Origin of the sequence: Burkholderia sp. BCC1996 (assembly GCF_905339955.1) — a bacterium.
Taxonomy (GTDB): Bacteria; Pseudomonadota; Gammaproteobacteria; order Burkholderiales; family Burkholderiaceae; genus Burkholderia.
Genome location: NZ_CAJPHM010000004.1, coordinates 306542 through 325370 on the forward strand (window position 1 = coordinate 306542; position 18829 = coordinate 325370).

Here is an 18829-nt window from a genome sequence, read left to right on the forward strand (position 1 = left end):
ATTCGCGAAGAGCGGGATGACGTGGGTGGGGATGCGCTGGCGGGCAAGCGATGAAGCGCACTCAGCCCGGATGAGCTGCCGCCGTGCAAGGCGGAGTCGGGCGCCTTCGTCGCGCGCCGATTGATCCGCATGCGGATGGCTGACGCCTTGCAGTGCGTCAAAGGTACAGAAATCACCCTTCGAACCTAGGCTTTCTTAACCGCATTGAGTCCGGGGAATCCATGGCTCCAGACTACCCGAACGGGTAGGGACCGTTCGTGCCCCCATCCCTAAACTGCTTTCCTGAGGATTTCGCGGCGAGCGATCGCTTGTCCGCGTATTCGATGACAGACCGACGCGCATTGAAGCGAACCATCGGCATAGGCAGGCGAGTCACAGCCTTCCAACTTCGAAAAACATCAGGAGACGTAGTAGATGAAGCATGTCCTTTCCCCCATCAACCTCGTCGTCACTCCCCTTATTTGCCTTGCTGTCGGCATGCCGGCCGCCCGTGCGCAAAGCAGTGTCACGCTGTACGGCGTCGTCGACGCCGGCATTCTCTATACGAGCAAGAGCGTAAATCCCGCGACCGGGCAGAACGCTGGCCATCAGTTTTCGATGGTGACGGGTGGCATGACTCCGTCGCTGTTCGGCCTGAAAGGTACCGAGGATCTCGGCGGCGGGGTGAAGGCAATTTTCACGCTCGAAAGCGGGATCGATATCGCGAAAGGCAGCTTTACGGATTCGAACGGCAACATGTTCGGCCGGCAGGCGTGGGTGGGGCTGGCCAGTCCATACGGGACGGTGAAAGCCGGTGTGCAGTTCTCGCCGTTCGTGTTGTCGCTCATCTCGACCGATGCGCGCGATGTGTCTTACTTCGGCAGCGGCGTGCCGATCTACGTCGGTAGCGTGTTCGTGACCGGCATCTTCAATTCGAACGCGGTGTCCTATACGAGCCCGACGATCGGCGGATTCCAGGGTGCCGCGATGCTCGCGCTCGGCGGCGTCGCGGGTGACTTCCAGGCGGGGCGGCAGTATTCGGCGAGCCTTAAATATACGTATGGACCGCTGCTGGTCAGCGCTGCCATGTACAACGGCAACGCGGGCGGCACCGCCGCGTCGACGCCGGTGCCGAGCACGGTGCCGTTTAGCGGCCGCACGATCGGCGCCACCTATCAGTATCGCGACCTGACAGTGAAGGCGTCATTCGTTAGCTACAAGATTTCCGGGTCGTTCGACAACCGTGTCTACAGCGGCGGCCTGAGCTATCAGATCACGCCCGCCGTGAATGCGGATGCCGGGGTCTGGTATACGAGCGACGGCAACGACACGGGCAACCACTCGATCATGGCTGCGACCGGCGTGACTTACAGCCTGTCGAAGGCAACCCTGCTGTACGGCCAGTTCGGTTTCGTCAATAACCACGGGAAGATGAATACCGGTCTGTCGACGAACGACGCGTTGTTCGGTGCGTCGGGTTCGACGTTCGGCTCGGCCGTTGGCATCCGTCACCTGTTCTGACCGGCACGCGCCGAATCCGAAACGTGTGCGGTTGAGATGTTGCCGTCGACTTCGGCGGACGTCGAGCGTGCTCGGTCGTGTGACGGGCCGCATCCATGTGGGGACTGCGCGTGACGTGCCGCGCACAGTACCGCCTTTTCCCGCGTGCCGCGCCGATTTTCGGCGCGGTGTCCCACTTCCGGTGTCACTCCGACGCGATGTCGGCGGACGAGCTTTGCCCGTTCGTCGCCATTGATCCGAGCCGGCAGCTTGGCACGATGTGCCAGGCATAGTCGCGGCGCATGCACGCCGCGCATCTCCCTTTCACTTCACTGCATCGCGCACGACGGCGCCGGGGCGCGACTCGGCACGCCTGGCCGACAAGGTCGCATACACGCGTGCACCGCATACGGGCAATCCATATCTCGAGACTACCCGGACGGGTGGCGTGGTGCGTCAAGCAGGCACCTAGACTGATTTCACGACAGACACAACAACAGGAGACGACATGTATCACCCATCCCATTCACCGTTGCGTGGTCGCCGGGCCGCGCAGCAGGTGCCGCTCGACCTTTCCGTCACCCCGCCGACACCGCGGATTCGTCAGGTCTGACCCGACCCTTCACCCAGCGAGACAGTTCATGACTCACTCATCCGATTTCACGCGCGATGTGCGGTCGGGTTCGGCAAGCGCCGGGCCTGGGCGGCATCGCCTGATCAACATCGACAACGGCGGCACGCTGACCGATATTTGTGTGATGGACAGCGACAAGGTGGTGCGCACGAAGACGCTGACGACGCCACACGATCTGTCGCAATGTCTGTTCGACGGATTGCGTAAGGCATCCGAAGCAATCTACGGCCGAGAGGATCTCGAGGCGCTGCTGCTGTCGACGGCGGCAATCCGCTATTCGACGACGCAGGGTACCAACGCGCTGGTCGAACGAAAGGGGCCGCGGCTCGGCCTGGTGGTTGGCGGCACGCTGACGGCCGATCGGGTTCGCGACGCGGACGGTGCGGCGAGCCTGTTCGACACGGTGATCGGCGAGCGCACGGTTTCGCTGGGCAGCGAGCCGTCCGAAGCGGAGATCGTCCGTATCGTCGGCGAGCTCGCGGCGGCGGGCGCGAACCGGCTGGTCGTGGCGATCGGCGGCCCGCGGCGTGCGGAGCTCGAACAGCGGTTGAAGAGCCGGCTGCTGCGCAGTTTTCCGCCGCACCTGCTCGGCGCGCTTCCGATCCTGTATGCGCACGAAGTCGCCGACGATGCCGACGACGTGCGCCGCACGTGGACCGCGCTGTTCAACGCATTCCTGCATCCGGCGATGGAGCGCTTCCTGTACAGCGCCGAACAGAAGCTGCGCGACGCGCGAGCGCAAAGTCCGTTGCTGGTGTTCCGCAACGACGGCCATGCGGGCCGCGTCGCGAAGACGATCGCGCTGAAGACCTACAGTTCGGGCCCGCGCGGCGGGATGGAAGGCGCGCGCGTGCTGGCCGCGCACTACGGACTGACACACCTGTTGTCGATGGATATCGGCGGCACGACGACCGACATCGGCGTTGTCGACGAGCAGGGCATACGCGCGAATCGGTATGGCAACGTCGAGGGCGTGGCGACATCGTTCGCGCTGTGCGACGTAGTCAGCGCCGGCGTAGGCGGCAGTTCGATCCTGCGCGCAGACGGCGACAGGATCGTGGTTGGACCGGAGAGCGTCGGCAGCGCGCCGGGGCCAGCATGCTTCGGCCTGGGCGGTACCCGGGCGACGATCACCGATGCGTTTGCGCTGGCGGGATTGCTCGATCCGGCGTCGTTCTTTGGCGGCAAGCTGCACCTCGACAAGGAGCGCGCACGGCAGGCCATTCATGCGCACGTCGCCGATCCGATGAAGATGAGCGACAAGGAGGCACTCGCCGCGATGGAAGCTGCGTGGGTGAAGAAGGTCGCCGACAGCCTCGTTGCGTACACGGAAAATCGCGCCGATACGACGCTCGCTGCGTTCGGCGGCGCGGGCGCGTTCGTCGCGTGCCGGGTCGCGGACGCAATCGGCGTGAAGCGCGTGTTGATTCCCGGGCTGGCGGCAGTGTTCTCCGCATACGGAATCGGCTTTTCGGATGTGGGCCATAGCTTCTCGGCGCCGCTGACCGACACGACCGGCGACGCGCTCGCCGTGACGATGGATGTGTTGCTCACGCAAGCATCGCGAGCGATGTTCGGCGAAGGTGCGGCAGTCGAAGACTGTCGGCTGATCTACACGCTCGAGGCCACCGGCGCCGACGGCAAGACGGTCGAACACGCGCTGACGGGCCCGGCGCTGCCGCCGGGCGTCGCGCCGGGCGCCGCGCTGTCGGTGACACTTAACGCGATCAAGCGTATGCCGCAGGCGGCGCTCGACGGCCGGTTCGGCGAGGGTGGCCAGCAGGCAGCGATCGCGCGTGGCACGCGTGTGGTGGTTGTCGATGGCCACGAAGCGGAACTGCCGCTGTATCGCGTGGAAGATCAGCCGAAGGGCGTCGCGGTGTATGCGGCTGGCCCGGCCGTGCTCGAGGAGGACTTCTTCACTGGGCGCATCGACGCGGGCTGGCACTTCGAAATCAACTCCATCGGAGACATCCTGCTGAGCAGCGGCAAGGAGAGCGAATAATGAAGGTTCTGATTACTGAAACCCTGCGCATCGACCTGGATGCGGAACAGTGGGAATGCCGGCGTTGCGGTCATGCACACGGTAGCGCACGCGACAACTACAAGCGCGGGCTGCTTGTCCACGATCGCGACCCGCGCGAGATCCACAAGCCGCTGCTCGATCCGGCGCTGTACGAGCGCACCTATTCACCCGATCCGGACTGGTGCCGGATTCTCGAGTACTACTGTCCGGGGTGCGGTGTTCTGGTCGAAGCCGAGTATCTGCCGCCGGGCCATCCACCGCTGCACGACATCGAACTCGATATCGACGCGCTGAAGGCGCAATGGAAGGACCGGCCGGAGATGATCGAGCCCGCGCAGGCACCCGACCTCGCGCTCGAACGCGTGAAGCTGCAGCGCGCGCTGCATGCGGCCGTGCATCATAGGCATGCGCTCGCCGGTGCCGCCGATGAATCGTCTACTTGAGATACGGGGAGAACCGCTCATGAAACGTGTTTCCGTCGACATCGGCGGCACCTTCACGGATTGCTTCGTCGCGTGGGGCGAGCAGTGCGTCGAGGGCAAATCGCTGACCACTCATCACAATCTCGCGGTCGGCTTCAACGACTCGCTCGCGGACGCGTGTCGCCAGCTCGAACTGACGCCGACGCAGCTTTTGTCCGAAGTCGATTCCGTGCGTTATGCGACGACGCTCGGTACCAATGCGCTGATCGAGCGCAAGGGGCCGCGGGTCGGCTTGCTCGTCACCACGGGCTTCAAGCACACGGTGCCGTTGTCCCGGGCGCGCGGGTACGGCGAAGGGCTGTCCGAGCACGAGCAGATGGATATTCCGAATGCCGCGCGGCCGGATCCGCTCGTTCCGATTCCGCTGATCCGAGAGGTGCGCGAGCGTATCGACTATGCAGGCCAGGTATTCTGGACGCTCGACGAGGACGACGTGCGGCTGCGCATTCGCGAACTCGTCGATGCCGGCGCGCAGGCGCTCGTCGTGATGTTCACGAACAGCGTGGTGAATCCCGTGCATGAACTGCGAGTGCGCGAAATTTTCCTCGACGAATATCCGGCGCACATGCTCGGTGCGATTCCGATGCTGCTGTCGCATCAGGTCGTCGGGCGAAAGGGCGAGTACTCGCGGGCGACATCGTCGATCATCGATGCGTTCCTGCATCAGATCATGTATCACGGGCTCGGCACGCTGGAGCTGAACCTGCGTCAGCAGGGCTACGCGAAGCCGATGCTGGTGAATCACAATTCGGGCGGGATGGCGCAACTGAACTCGACCGATGCGCTGCAGACGGTCCATTCGGGACCCGTGTCGGGGATCGCCGCGAGCGAATACCTGGCCGCCGCCGCAGAGCTCGGCAACGTCGTCGCGACCGACATGGGCGGCACCAGTTTCGACATCGGGATTGTCGTGAGCGGCGGGCAGAAATTCTACGATTTCAACCCGGTGATCGATCGCTGGCTCGTCAGCGTGCCGATGGTGCATCTCGTCGCGCTTGGCGCGGGCGGCGGCTCGATTGCGCGTTACGAGCGCATGTACAAGACCGTCGAGATCGGTCCGCAATCGGCCGGCTCCGACCCCGGGCCGGCCTGCTACGACCGCGGCGGCCAGCATCCGACCGTCACCGATGCAGACTTGCTGCTCGGCTATCTCGATCCGGAAAACTATGCAAACGGCCGCATCCCGCTGAACCCGCGTCGCGCAAAGCAGGCGATGCAGGACGACCTGTGCGACGAGCTGGATCTCGACGTGATCGAGACCGCGAAGCTGATCAAGAAGCAGGTCGACGCGTCAATGGCGAACGGGATCGCGACCGAGCTGCGCACGCGCGGCTACGAGCCGAAGGATTTCACGGTGCTCGCGTACGGCGGCAACGGCCCGCTGCACGCGTGCGGGATCGCGGCCGCGCTCGGCATCAGTCGTGCCCTCGCACCGCCGTATTCGTCGACCTTCTCCGCGTGCGGTGCCGGCACGGTGAACCAGATGCATATTCACGAGATGAATACGTGGACGGTGTTGTTCAATCCGAACACGAAATCGTTCTTCGCGGATTTCGACGCGTTCAACCGCGGTGTCGAGGAATTGGAGCGGCGCGGGCGCGAGGATCTCGAACGGCAGGGCATGGATCCGGCGCAGATCTGCTACCGGCTCGAACTGGACATGCGCTACGGCAACCAGCGCGTGCAGACGGCGGTGGTGACGCCGCTGTCGCGGTTGAAGAGCCAGCGTGACGTGCTGACGCTGATGGAGCTGTTCCATGAAAGTTACGGCTCGCGCTTCGGCGAGGGCTCCCAGAGCCCCGAGACGGGCGTGCGGATCAATACGCTACGTGTGTGCGCGTATGTCGAACAGCCGTCGGTGAAGTTCGCGAAGCTGACGGTCAGTGACGATCCGCTGCCGCCGCCGGAGCCGGTCGGTCATCGCGACTGCCACTTCGTCGGGCACGACGGGCCGCTGCGCACCGCAATCTACGACGACCGCGCGCGCGCCGAGCGTACGCGGATCGAAGGGCCGGCCGTCATCACCACACGCGCGACGACGTTCCTCGTCGAACCGGGATGGATCTACCAGGCGACGGCCCAGGGCGGCGCGTGGTTCCTGCGCAAGTAAGCAAGGAGTTCGACATGCAAAACGACATCAATGCGGAAGACCGGGCACTGCTCGACAAGTTCATCGCCGACAACACGCTGTTCCTCGGGCCGGATCCGGAGATCATGCGCAACCACAGCATCCTGCCGCGCTCGAAGGCCGAGCAGGAAGTGCTGGAGCAGGGCGTCGATCCGCACCAGGTTCACCATGTACGCGGATTGATCAACTCGGCGCTGTCCGAGGCGTTCACGATGGTGAACCAGATGGGGGCGGCGCCGGGTGCGAAATGGGGCGACCTCGTGACCGCGATCTACACTGCACAGGGCGACCTGTCGATGATTGCGCCGCACGGGATTATCGCGTTCGCCGCGTGCTGCTTCTATCCAATCCGCTTCATCATTAAGAACTGGACCGACGATCCAACCGTCGGCGTGAAGGACGGCGACGGGTTCATCCACAACGACGCGCGCTATGGCGGCATTCACAACACCGACCAGTCGATGATGATGCCGCTGTTCTACAAGGGCGAACTGGTCTGCTGGCTGTCGTCGACGATTCACGAGGGCGAAAACGGCTCGACCGAGCCGGGCGGGTTGCCCGCAAAGGCGGAGAGCAAGTACGACGAAGGCATCAAGATGCCGCCGTTCAAGATCGTCGAGAATTTCGAGCTGAAGCGCGATCTCGTCACGTTCCTGCAGAACTCGGTGCGCGATCCGCGGCTGCAGCTCGAAGACATGAAGGTCAAGCTGCATGCGGTGCTTAGGCTGCGCGACCGGATCATCGCATTGCTCGACCAGTATGGCCGCGATGCGCTGATCGGCACGCTGCGCTCGCATCTGGAAGACGTCGAGACGGAGATGCGTCGGCGGATTCGCGAGCTGCCCGACGGCACGACGCGCGTGCTGCAGTTCATGGATTCGAGCCTGCGCGAGAACGCGCTGCAGAAAATCTCCTGTGCGATCACCGTGAAGGGCGACCGGATGATCATGGATTTTCGCGGCTCGGCGCCGCAGTTCCTGAACCGCTCGGTGAACACCAACATCGCATCTTTCAAGGCGGCGCTGTGTACCGGGCTGTTGCAGAACATCTGGCCGGATCTGCCGCACACGATGGCCGTGCTGTCGCCGATCGAGATCATCACCGATCGCAACTCCATCCTCGACGCCGAGGGCGAGATGCCACAGGCGATGAGCCTGATGCCGCTGTTCAAGGGCTGCGTGGTCTGGACGATCCCGATGAACAAGCTCAGCTATAGTCTGCCGCATCGCTACTCCGCGGTGATCGCGTCGCAATACGATCAGGCAGCGACGTTCATCTACGGCGGCCTCACGCAACACGGCGACGTGACAGGCAATTTCTGCGCGGACATCAACGGCAACGGGCAAGGTGCGCGCAGCCATGCGGACGGCGAACATTCGATCTCGCCCGTGTTCGGCTTCATGTGCGATACCGGCGAGCACGAGATCGCGGAAGAGGATACGCCGATCATCCGCCTCGGCGCGCAGCGGCTCGCGAAGGACCGGATCGGCTGGGGCAAGTATCGCGGCGGGATGGGCTACGAGCAGATCGCGACCGCTCGCGGGTCGGGGCTGTGGGGCTTCATGACCGGCTGCGAGGGTTCGAAGTTTCCGTCCGCGCAGGGGCTGTTCGGCGGCTATTCGTGCCCGAGCTATCAGCTGATGAAGATCAAGGGCATCAACATCTTCAAGGTGCTGGAGGAAAATCCAAAAGCCGTCGATGCGTTCGACATCGTCGACCTGATGAACAACCGCCCGATTCCAGGCGCGAAGTACAGCAGCCACGACATGGGCATGACGTTCGAGATCTGCAACGAAGGCGAGATCTACATGATCTGCCAGGGCTCGGGCGGCGGTTACGGCGACGTGCTCGAACGCGATCCGGCGCTCGTGATGAAGGATCTGCGCGAGGAACTGATGTCGCACGAGAATGCACGCGACATCTACAAGGTCGTCTACGACGAGCAGACGCTGGTCGTGGACGTCGAGGCGACCGCCGACGCACGGGCTGCCGAGCGGCTTGCGCGTATTGCCCGTGCCCGGCCGTTCGATGCGTTCTGCGCGGAATGGGTGACGCCCGAGCCGCCTGCGTCGTTGCCGTACTTCGGGAGCTGGAGCGACAACGCGGAGATCTACGCGACGACGCTGGGCCAGCGCGTCACGATGCCGGCCGACCAGCTTCAGGGCGCGTACATGCTCGATCCGAAGGACGTGCGAATCGCGGAACTGGAAGCGCGTCTCGACGCATTGAACACGGAGGCGTCGTCATGCCCGGATTGATACAAGCCAGCCGCGTGCGTCGGCTGCTATGGCTCGATCACGCCGGCTATAGCGCGCCGCTGCTTACGGGTGACGCGCCACCGTGGCTCGACAGTGCCGCGTGCGTGGCGTGGGCGCGGCACGCGCATGGCCTGCTGCGCCCGGACGTGCTCACGCTGCCGCTCGCGGAGGTGGCCGACGCATGGCTCACACGCGATGCGGCGCTTGCCGCCGAGATGACGAGCAAGACGAAGCGCGCGCATCTGCCGCTGAAAACGTATCTGTCAAGCGAGCCGGTGCGTACGCACGTGGCGGCGCTGGCGGTCGCGCTGCGCGCCGCGTTGCCCGACGCGATCTTTGTGCTGGATTTGCCGTCGCCGCGCGACTGGGCGGCGCGCGCATTCGCCTTCGCAAGCGGCACGCCGTGCGTCGAAGTCGACGAAGACGCGGCCGACGCGGCGGCGGCGTGCGTGGCGGATTTCCTGCGCACTTTCGCGACCGCCGGAGTGGACGCAGTTCTGATGCGCGAATCGCTCCGGTGGGATGCCGACGTCGCCGCGCATGGGCTGGAACTGCTTCAGCCGGTCGCGAACGTCGCGCGGCATTATGGCTGGGATTGGGGGCTGCGGATTCCTGCTTCGGTCGCCTTCACGGGTGCTGCGGCGCCGGACTTCGCGATCGCGCCGGCGACGTGCGGCCCGGGGCCGACCGGAGTCGTTGTGCCCGCGGCGTTCTGGTTCGGCGAAGACGATTTGCCGGCAGCGGACCCCGACACATTCGACGTCGCGGAAATTCCCGCGTTGGCACATCCCGAAACGGTCCTCGCGCGCATTGCGCGCTTACGTGAAAGGCATTGACATGACGAACGAAGGCGAACTGATGTGGACGCCGGATGACGCGTTCATGCGCGGTTCCAATCTGGCGCGCTTTATGGACTGGCTCGCGGCCGATCGAGACCTGGCGTTTGCCGACTACGATGCGCTGTGGCGCTGGTCGACCGGTGAGCCGGACGCGTTCTGGTCGTCGATCTGGCAGTGGTTCGACGTGCAGTTCGACGGATCGGCGCGTCGCGTGACTGACGGCGCGCCGATGCCGCACACGCGCTGGTTTCCCGATGCACGCGTGAACTACGCGGAACACGTGCTGCAGCATGCCGCGCATGCGGACGCGGCGCAGCCGGCGTTCCATTACGCGAGCGAAACGCAACCGCTGCGCACGCTGTCGCTGGTCGAGCTCGCCGGCCAGGTGCGGCGCGTTGCGACACGCTTGCGCGAGATGGGCGTGCAGCCCGGCGACCGCGTCGTCGCGTATCTGCCGAACGTGCCCGAATGCGCGGTCGCGATGCTCGCCGCCACCAGCATCGGAGCAGTATGGTCGTCGGCTGCGATCGATTTCGGCGTACGTACGGTGGTCGACCGCTTCCGGCAGATCGAGCCGAAGGTGCTGATCACGGCCGATCGCTACAGCTTCGGCGGCCGGATGTTCGAGCGCACGGAGGAAGCGTTGCAGATCGCGCGCGCGCTGCCGTCGCTGGAGACGCTCGTATGGCTGTCGTCCGACACCGATGTGCTGCCGGACGGCGCTGCGACACTGCCGTGCGCGACGCATCCGTGGCACGCGCTTCTGGACGGCCCCGACGTGCCGCCCGACGCATTCCGCTTCGAACGCGTGGGTCCCGATCATCCGCTCTGGATCGTGTTCTCGTCGGGAACGACCGGTTTGCCGAAGGCGATCGTCCACAGCCACGTCGGCATCCTCGTTGAGCATTTGAAGCTGATGCACCTGCACATGGATCTGCACGCCGGCGACGTGATGTTCTTCTACAGCACGACCGGCTGGATGATGTGGAACCTGTTGGTTGCGTCGCTGATGACGGGCGCGGCTGCGGTGCTCTACGATGGCAGCCCGATGCATGGTGGGCCGGGTTGCCTGTGGCAGCTTGCCGCCGATGCGGGGGCGACCTGCTTCGGTGGCAGCCCGACGTTCGTACAGATGATGGAGAAGGCCGGCCTCGAGCCCGGTCGCGAATTCGACCTGTCGCGCGTCAGGAGCGTGATCCTGAGCGGTGCGCCGAGCACGCCGGAAACATTCTCGTGGTTCTATCGCTGCGTGAAGCCGGATTTGTGGGTTACGTCGCAGTCTGGCGGCACCGAGCTGTGCAGCGGGCTCGTCGGTGCCGTGCCGCTGCTGCCGGTGCGGGCGGGGGAGATTCAGGCGCGTATGCTCGGCATGGCGGTCGACGTGTGGAACGACGCAGGCCAGCCGGTCGTCGACGAGATCGGCGAGCTCGTCGTCACGCGGCCGGCGCCCTCCATGCCGATCTATTTCTGGAACGACGACGGCGGCACGCGTTATCGGGAGTCCTATTTCGACTACTTCCCCGGCGTGTGGCGGCACGGCGATTTCATGAAGATCGTGCCGCACGGCGGTTGCTACATCTATGGGCGGGCCGATTCGACGCTGAATCGCCACGGCGTGCGCATCGGCTCGGCGGAAATCTATCGCGTCGTCGAGGAGATCGAAGCCGTGGCCGACAGTCTCGTCGTCTGCTGTGAATTGCCCGGTGGCCGCTACTTCATGCCGCTGTTTCTGCGCCTGCGCGACGGCGGAGCGCTCGACGATGCGCTGCGCGCGCGGATCGCGGAGCGGCTGCGCACGCTGTGCAGCCCGCGCCACGTGCCGGACGTGATGGTTGCGATGGAGCAGATTCCGTACACGCTGACCGGCAAGAAGATGGAGGTGCCGGTGCGCAAGATCCTGATGGGGCAGCGCGTCGAAAGCGCGGCGAGTCGAGATGCGATGGCCAATCCGGCGGCGCTCGACGCATACGTTGCTTTTGCCGGCACGGTGCCGCGATGACGGAGTCGCTCGTAACCGGCGCGCGGGCGGCGGGGGCCGACAGCCTGGACGACGGGACGTCGCACGATACAGGCTGCCTGCGCCCGTTCTGCTGCAATCCGTTCGCGGCATTCTCGGCATTTTCGCGTGTCGGGGGCTGGACGCCGCCGCTGCCAAACGAGCCCGCGGCGGAGCCGGCGGCCGGCGATGCTTGAAGCGGCTTCGCGATTGAGGCACGATGCCTTCTCTTCCACGCCATCCGGACGATTGTGACTGCTTCCCCGAATTCGACGCGACGCAGGCCACGCCGCCACGGTGCGGACTTGCGCGAACACAAGTTCTTTCCGCCCGTCGCGCGTCGCGGCGCGATCGTCCGGCGCGCGTTGCTCGATCGGGTGACGGGGCTCGGCGTACCGCACATCGTGATCCTGCAGGCCCCGCTCGGCAGCGGCAAGTCGACGTTGCTGCAGCAGATCATGGAGGCAGGGCGCGCGAAACGCTGGACGATGGCGTGGCTCGCGCTCGACGAGAACGATAACGATCCGCGCCGTTTCGAAGCGTATTTCATCTCGCTGATCGCGCAGATGGTCGAGGAGGCCGGCGTGGCTGCGACTGGGCAGCCGGTGCGCCCGTCCGACAACATGCTGGACTGGGTGTTCGACCAGCTCGCGCGGATCGACGGTCCGATCGGCATCTGCATCGACGATTTCCAGTGGATTCACGAGCCGGCGATTCTGCATTTCTTTCGCGATCTGCTGGATGCGCTGCCCGGGCGCTGTCGCGTCTACATCGGATCTCGCAACCTGCCGGACGTCGGCGTGAGCGCGTTGCAGGTCGCCGAAGAGGCGCTCGTGCTGCGGATGGAGGATCTGCGTTTCTCGACGGACGAAGCGGCCGTGTTCCTCGCGGATGCCGCCGACACGATCGATGCGGAAACGGAGGCGTTCATCCAGTCGCGCACCGAGGGATGGCCGGCGGGGCTCCAACTGTTCAAGCTGGCGCTTGCGCGCGACGAGATCCGGGATGCGCTTGACGAGATGCGCGACTGCACGCCGCTCGAGCTGGTTCGCTACCTGTCGGAGAATACGCTCGCGCTACAGCCGCCCGACGTGCGGACGTTCCTGCTGAAAACGTCGCCATTGCGGCGCCTGAACGGCTCGCTCTGCGAGGAAGTGACCGGGTTCGGGCACGCGGACGCGGTGCTGCGGCAGCTCGAGCGCGACGGGTTGTTCGTGGAGGCGCTGGACGGCAGCCCGGGATGGTATCGCTATCACGGGCTGTTCGCCCGCTTCCTGTCCGATCGGCTCGCGCATGAGGATGCGGCGCGCGTGATCGACGTGCACCGCCGCGCCGCGCACTGGTACGTGCGCCATGGCGTGCCGGAAGAGGCGATGTTCCATGCGGTCGAGGCACGGGAGTATTCGCTCGCGATCACGACGCTGGACGACTGGGCGTCCCGGCTCGTCGAGGGTGCCGAGTTGGTGACGGTCGCATACTGGTTCGACCGGCTGCCGTTGCAGGAGGTGCTCGGCTGCCGGAGCCTCGCGGTGAAGATCGCGTGGGCGCTGGTGTTCCTGCGGCGCGGCGGGCCGACCCATCCGCTGCTGTCATATCTTGCCGAAACGCGCGACGGGCACGGCGCCGACGTCGTGCTCGCGATGGCGTTGCTATTCGGGAACGACCTGCGCGGCGCGGCGCGGCTCGCCGACGTGCCTGCGCTGCGTCAGCCAGCGTCCGGCCTGTTCGAGGCCTTCGAGCTCGGCGCGGCGGCCAATCTCCTTGCGTTCAGCGCGATGGCCGAGTGGGAGGACGAACGGGCCCATCACCTGCTGGTGCTGGCGAACAGCCACAACGATCATGCACAGGCCGCGTTCAGTCATGGCTATACGCTCGCGTTGCGCTGCATCTTGCAGGTGATGAGCGCGCAGCCGCGGCTGGCTACCGATGCTCCGCATGCGACTCGCGGCATGCGACGCGACGCGGGCAGTCCGTATGTGAACCGGGGCATGTCGGCCGCGGCGCTGGCGGCGTCGCGCATCTGGGCCTGTTACGAGGCAGACCAGTTTGACACGGTTGAGCGACTCTCCGCGCAGTTCGGCGAGGATATCGCACTCGCGACGGTGCCGGAATTCGTCGCGTTGTCGATGGTGTCGATCGCGCGCGTGCATGCCGTGCGCGGCCGGATGCTACAGGCGCGCGACGCGCTCGACACGCTCGAGCGTCTGAGCTTTCACAATCGTTGGTCGAGCGTGCGGGAGATGATTGTGTGGGAGCGTCTGTATCTTGCGGGGCGCAGCGGCGAGACGACGCGCATCGATGCGTTGCTGTCGCAGGTATCGGGCGATGCCGCATCGCCGGATTCAGCATGGATTCCGGTGACGGAGATGCTGAGCGGCCCGTTGCTTGGCCGCATCCGGCTTGCGTTGTCGCAGCAGCAGCTCGACCGGGCCTCCGAATTGCTGAAGTCGGCGCTCGGCATCGTGCCGGCGCGACCGCTCCTGTCTGTCAAGCTGCAGGTATTGCAGGCGCTGGTTCAGCATCGGCAAGGGCACACGCGGCTGGCGCTGCGCACCTTGCAAGGTGCGCAGGACGCCGCTCGGGCGGGCGGTTGTACGCGCGCATTGTTTGACGAGGGTGGGGAGTTGGCGGCGATGCTCGATGGCGTGGAGTGTGCAGAGAGAAATCCGAAAGCAAACGTCCAGAAGACGGCGTGGTCGAACCTGTTGTCGCAGCGAGAAGATGAAATCCTGCGGTTGCTGTGCAGCGGAGCGTCGAATCGCGAGATATCCGAGAAGCTGTTCCTGTCCGAGAACACGGTGAAGTTTCACCTGAAGAACCTTTATCTGAAGCTGGACGTCAAGAATCGGGCGCAGGCGATTCTCAAGGCGCAGTCGGACGCGCGGTAACCAAAGGGGTGACGGACACGGATTTGCCGGCACAGTTCGAGAAGGCGGTGCGGGGAATCGAGCACTTTCGCACAACCGGAATTGTGCAAAACGACAAAGCGATACGTAACGCAATTTTGCGAACGTTGCGGGCAATCGATCAGGATTCCCGTGCAAAAATTCCGTTTATTCCAAACGGAAGAAACCATGGTCACGCTTCAACACATGCGCCTGTTCGTTGGTGTGGTCAACGCCGGCGGATTTTCGGCGGCGGCCCGGCAACTCGGCATAAGCACCACGCGGATTTCACGCGTGGTGTCGGATCTCGAACGGCACCTGACGGTCCGATTGTTGAACCGGACGACGCGCCGCGTCTCGTTGACCGAGGCCGGCGAACGATACTGGCGGCGATGCGACCAGATACTCGCCTACCTCGAACAGGCAGAGGCAGAGACGTGCGACGCCCATGCGCGGCCGTCCGGAAAGCTGAAGCTGCATTGCGCGAACGGGTTGGACCGGCACTATGTGATGTCGCTCGTCGCAGGCTATCGGCAACGTTTTCCAGAGGTCAGGATCGACTTGCTGACGACCCGGCGGCGGCCCGACCTGATTGGAGAGGGCCTGGACGTGTCGATCGCGCTCGAACGCCATCTTCCGGAATCCGGCGTGGTTTCCGAGCGACTCGGGGCGACCTTCAGCATCCTGTGCGCGTCGCGCGGATATGTCGACACACACGGTGCGCCGGCCACGCTCCAGGATCTCGAGAGGCATGCCTGCCTTGGTTTGCTCGCGACGCCGACTGGGCATGACGCGTGGAAACTGATCGGCCCGGATGGTGTACAGGCGAGCGCGCCGGTCACGCCCGCCTTTCGCGTCAACGACGCAGACGCGCTGGCGGCGGGGATTCGGAGTGGCATGGGCATCGGTCTGCTGCCGCTTTACTCAGCGGTCGCCGGGTTGCGCGATGGGCAGCTTGCATGTGTGCTGCCGCACTATCGCACCCACCACATGAATGTGTATGTGCTGTACTCGTCACGCCAGTATCTGGATGCGAAAATCCGGACATGGGTCGATTTGATGCGTGACACGTTGCCGTCGATGCTGGCACGCGACGAGCAGACGTTTGCGGCGTATGCCGGGCCGGGAGCCGACGGCGAGCCAGCAAGACCAGTGGAAGGCGTGGATGCCGGCGCAGATGCGCGGTACGCGAGCGCGCTGTGAGCAGCGCACACGACAGCATGGCCTTCCTTCGACATTGCGGGTAGCCGACTTGAATCCACTGACCGCCACCGTTCCCATTACCGTCGTGAACGGCTTCCTTTCCGGCGCCGAGCGGGAGACGATTGCCAGACTGGCCGAGCTGTCGGGCATTCCACACGAGTTGCTTGGCAAGCCAGGGGCCCGTGTGACGCAGGAGCAATTCTCCACGCTCTACCGTCTGCTGGCCAGTGAGCTGGACGACGAAATGCCGGGTATTTTCAGCCGACGATTGAGAAAGGGCACGCTCAAATTTCTCTGTCTGAGCTTGCTGGACGCGCCCCGGCTCGAGGTCGCGCTATATCGACTCACGCAGTTCTTTCATATCCTCCTGGAAGAATTCACACTCGAATCCAGGCAGGACGGCAGGACCGGCATGGTTCGATTGACCATCGAGCCTCAAGGCCCGGGTGTGAGCGCGCTCGGTTGCGAACTGGTGCTGAAGCTGATTCATGGCATCGCATCCTGGCTGATTCGCCAGAAGATTCCGCTTGTCGAAGTGAATTTCCAGTTTCCTCGCTCGGCACAGGCGGGCGATCATCTTTACCTGTTTCCAGGCCCGGTGAAGTTCGATCAAGCCATGACCTGTCTTCGCTTCGATGCGAACTATCTCACGATGCCCATCAGGCAGCGCAAACCGGATCTTCAGGCGTTCCTGAAGCGAGCGCCCGAAGACTGGATATTTGTCACGTTCGTGGACCAGATGGTGTGCCACCAGGTCTGGCGTTACATGGCGGATTGCCTTCCCGAGACACCTACGATCGATCAGGTCGCGCACGCGCTGAATTATTCGACGCGTACGCTCGGCCGGCGTCTGGAAGTCGAAGGCACGACGTTTCAGGCCATCAAGGACGAAGTGCGGCGCGACATCGCGATTCAGCGGCTGACTCACTCCAACGATACGATCGCGGGAATCGCGTACGACGTCGGGTTCGACAATCCGACTGCATTTCATCGCGCGTTTCGTCACTGGACGGGTAGTACGCCGGCCGCGTATCGCAATACCGAGCGATCCGTCGGCCGGTGACGGCGAAGGCGCCGAGCGCGCGAACGCCGTGCCGCCTGGGTAGCGTCAACGGGCGCTGAAGTTGGCGACCCGCTTTTCGAGGAACGCCGACGTACCTTCTCGTTTGTCGTCGGTTGCCGCGCAGATCGAGAACAGTGCGCTTTCCAGCAGCATGCCCTGGTCCTGGCTCATGTCGAGCCCCCGGTTGATGGCCTGAATGGCGAATCGGGTCGCGAGCGGCGCGTTGGCGACGATCTGCCCGAGCAGCGCTTCGGCGCGCGCGAGGAGCGCATCGGCCGGCACCACCTCGTTGACGAGGCCGATCCTGTAGGCTTCGGCAGCGTCGATCATGGTCGCGGTGAGGATCAACTGCATTGCGCGGCCCTTGCCGATCAGGCGCGGCAGGCGTTGCGTGCCGCCGAACCCCGGGATGACACCGAGCTTCACTTCGGGTTGCCCGAAGTGCGCACGTTCCGTCGCAAGACGGATCGTGCAGGCCATCGCAAGCTCGCAGCCGCCACCGAGCGCAAAGCCGTTGATCGCTGCGATGACCGGCTTGCCCAGGTTTTCGATGAGATCGAACGTGGTTTGTCCCTGACGCGTGAACGTCGCGGCATCGACGGCGCCGAGCGGGGCGATTTCGCTGATGTCCGCGCCGGCAACGAACGCCTTGTCGCCGGCGCCCGTCAGGATCACGCCGTGAATGGCGGAATCGTCGCGCGCGTCTTCCATGACCGCGCGAATTTCGTCGAGCGTTGCATGGTTCAGTGCGTTGAGCGACTTCGGGCGGTTCACGGTGACGTATGCGATGCCAGCGCGCTTTTCGTATGACAGATTCAGAAGAGATTGCATGAGGGTCGATGATCGAGTGGAAAGAGGCCGCCGCGATCTGCGCGGCGGCTGTCGGATGCGTCAGCGTTCTTCGGAGCGCAGCGCAAGCAGGCCGAGCAGCACTTCATCGCGGCGCGCGGCCAGTTGGTCGATCGACCGGCCAGCCACTTCTTCCCGAACGCCGGTGGTCATTTTCTGCCGCACTTCCGCTGTAATCTGCGGCGAGCCGAGCACTTCCCACCATGCGGTCATCGGGCCGGTGAACTGGTCGAAGAAGTGTTCGATGCCGCCTTGACCGCCGCCAAGATGGAACAGCATGTTCGGACCCATGACGCCCCAGCGCAAGCCGGGTCCCCAGCACACCGCAGTATCGGCATCCTCGACGCTCACGACGTCCGTGGCGACCAGGTGGACGATCTCGCGCCAGAGCGCGGCCTGCAGGCGGTTCGCGACATGGCCGGGCACTTCCTTGTTGAGCCGGATGGTTTTCTTGCCGAGGCTCGTATAGAACGCGATGGTGCGTTCGATGGTGTCCTGCGAGGTCTGCTTGCCGCCGACGATCTCGACGAGCGGAATCAGGTGCGGCGGATTGAACGGATGGCCGATCACGCAGCGCTCGGGATGGCGCTCGCAGGCCGACTGGATCTCGCTCATCGTCAGGCCCGAAGAGCTCGACGCGATGATCACGTCGGCGGGCAGCGTTTCGTCCAGCAGCGAATAGAGCGCCTGCTTGACGGCAATCCGCTCCGGGCCGTTTTCCTGGACGAGGTCCGCGCCGGCGATGGCGGTCCGCGTATCGGCGGTGAACGTCAGCCGGTTGCGCGACGCGCCGGGGGCGAGACCGAACTTTTCGAGGGCCGGCCACGCGTTGTCGACATACTGACGGAGCTTGGCTTCGGCATCCGGCGCAATATCGGTGGCGACAACGTCCAGACCCTTCGCGAGAAAGAGCGCGGCCCAGCTCGCGCCGATCACGCCGGTGCCGATCACGGCAACACGCTTGATTTGCTTCGACATCTTCAACTC

At 64.5% G+C, this 18829-nt stretch carries 12 protein-coding genes; 10 read left to right on the forward strand and 2 right to left on the reverse strand.

Annotated elements, in window-relative coordinates:
* The first annotated feature begins 477 nt into the window (after positions 1-477).
* The 10 genes from U4Z64_RS07630 to U4Z64_RS07675 all read left to right on the forward strand — a co-directional run bounded on the left by U4Z64_RS07630 (position 478) and on the right by U4Z64_RS07675 (position 16993).
* Entirely contained in the window at positions 478-1500 is a 1023-nt protein-coding gene (locus U4Z64_RS07630) for a porin (RefSeq protein ID WP_321819640.1), read from the forward strand.
* A gap of 620 nt (positions 1501-2120) precedes the next feature.
* On the forward strand, positions 2121-4118 hold the full coding sequence (locus U4Z64_RS07635) for a hydantoinase/oxoprolinase family protein (protein ID WP_321819585.1): 1998 nt from the start codon (positions 2121-2123) through the stop codon (positions 4116-4118).
* Positions 4118-4582 carry an acetone carboxylase subunit gamma gene (locus tag U4Z64_RS07640; protein ID WP_175691127.1) on the forward strand — a complete coding sequence of 155 codons (465 nt, stop codon included), beginning with the start codon at positions 4118-4120 and terminating at the stop codon, positions 4580-4582. Before U4Z64_RS07635 ends, U4Z64_RS07640 begins: the two co-directional genes overlap by 1 nt.
* Before the next feature lie 19 nt (positions 4583-4601).
* Positions 4602-6731 (forward strand): hydantoinase/oxoprolinase family protein, encoded by a 2130-nt coding sequence (locus U4Z64_RS07645; RefSeq protein ID WP_321819586.1) that lies wholly within the window; start codon positions 4602-4604, stop codon positions 6729-6731.
* A 14-nt stretch (positions 6732-6745) separates the two neighbouring features.
* On the forward strand, positions 6746-9007 hold the full coding sequence (locus tag U4Z64_RS07650) for a hydantoinase B/oxoprolinase family protein (RefSeq protein ID WP_321812060.1): 2262 nt from the start codon (positions 6746-6748) through the stop codon (positions 9005-9007).
* Positions 9008-9153: 146 nt separating this feature from the next.
* Complete coding sequence (locus tag U4Z64_RS07655; RefSeq protein WP_321819587.1) at positions 9154-9843, forward strand: hypothetical protein; 690 nt, start codon at positions 9154-9156, stop codon at positions 9841-9843.
* 1 nt (position 9844) lies between these two features.
* On the forward strand, positions 9845-11845 hold the full coding sequence (locus U4Z64_RS07660; RefSeq protein ID WP_321819588.1) for an acetoacetate--CoA ligase: 2001 nt from the start codon (positions 9845-9847) through the stop codon (positions 11843-11845).
* 302 nt (positions 11846-12147) lie between these two features.
* Positions 12148-14730, forward strand: coding sequence for a LuxR C-terminal-related transcriptional regulator (locus tag U4Z64_RS07665; protein ID WP_321819589.1), 2583 nt, complete (start codon positions 12148-12150; stop codon positions 14728-14730).
* A 186-nt stretch (positions 14731-14916) separates the two neighbouring features.
* Positions 14917-15930, forward strand: coding sequence for a LysR family transcriptional regulator (locus tag U4Z64_RS07670; RefSeq protein WP_321819590.1), 1014 nt, complete (start codon positions 14917-14919; stop codon positions 15928-15930).
* Between the two features lie 49 nt (positions 15931-15979).
* On the forward strand, positions 15980-16993 hold the full coding sequence (locus tag U4Z64_RS07675) for an AraC family transcriptional regulator (protein WP_234621215.1): 1014 nt from the start codon (positions 15980-15982) through the stop codon (positions 16991-16993).
* 45 nt (positions 16994-17038) lie between these two features.
* On the opposite strand, the gene U4Z64_RS07680 is transcribed toward U4Z64_RS07675, so the two are convergent.
* Both U4Z64_RS07680 and U4Z64_RS07685 read right to left on the reverse strand, forming a co-directional pair.
* The gene (locus tag U4Z64_RS07680) at positions 17039-17824 is read right to left on the reverse strand and encodes an enoyl-CoA hydratase-related protein (RefSeq protein WP_175691120.1); all 786 of its coding nucleotides are present in this window, start codon (positions 17822-17824) and stop codon (positions 17039-17041) included.
* A 60-nt stretch (positions 17825-17884) separates the two neighbouring features.
* Positions 17885-18820: a 3-hydroxyacyl-CoA dehydrogenase NAD-binding domain-containing protein gene (locus tag U4Z64_RS07685; RefSeq protein WP_321819591.1), complete on the reverse strand. Its 936-nt coding sequence runs from the start codon at positions 18818-18820 to the stop codon at positions 17885-17887.
* Positions 18821-18829 lie beyond the last annotated feature (9 nt).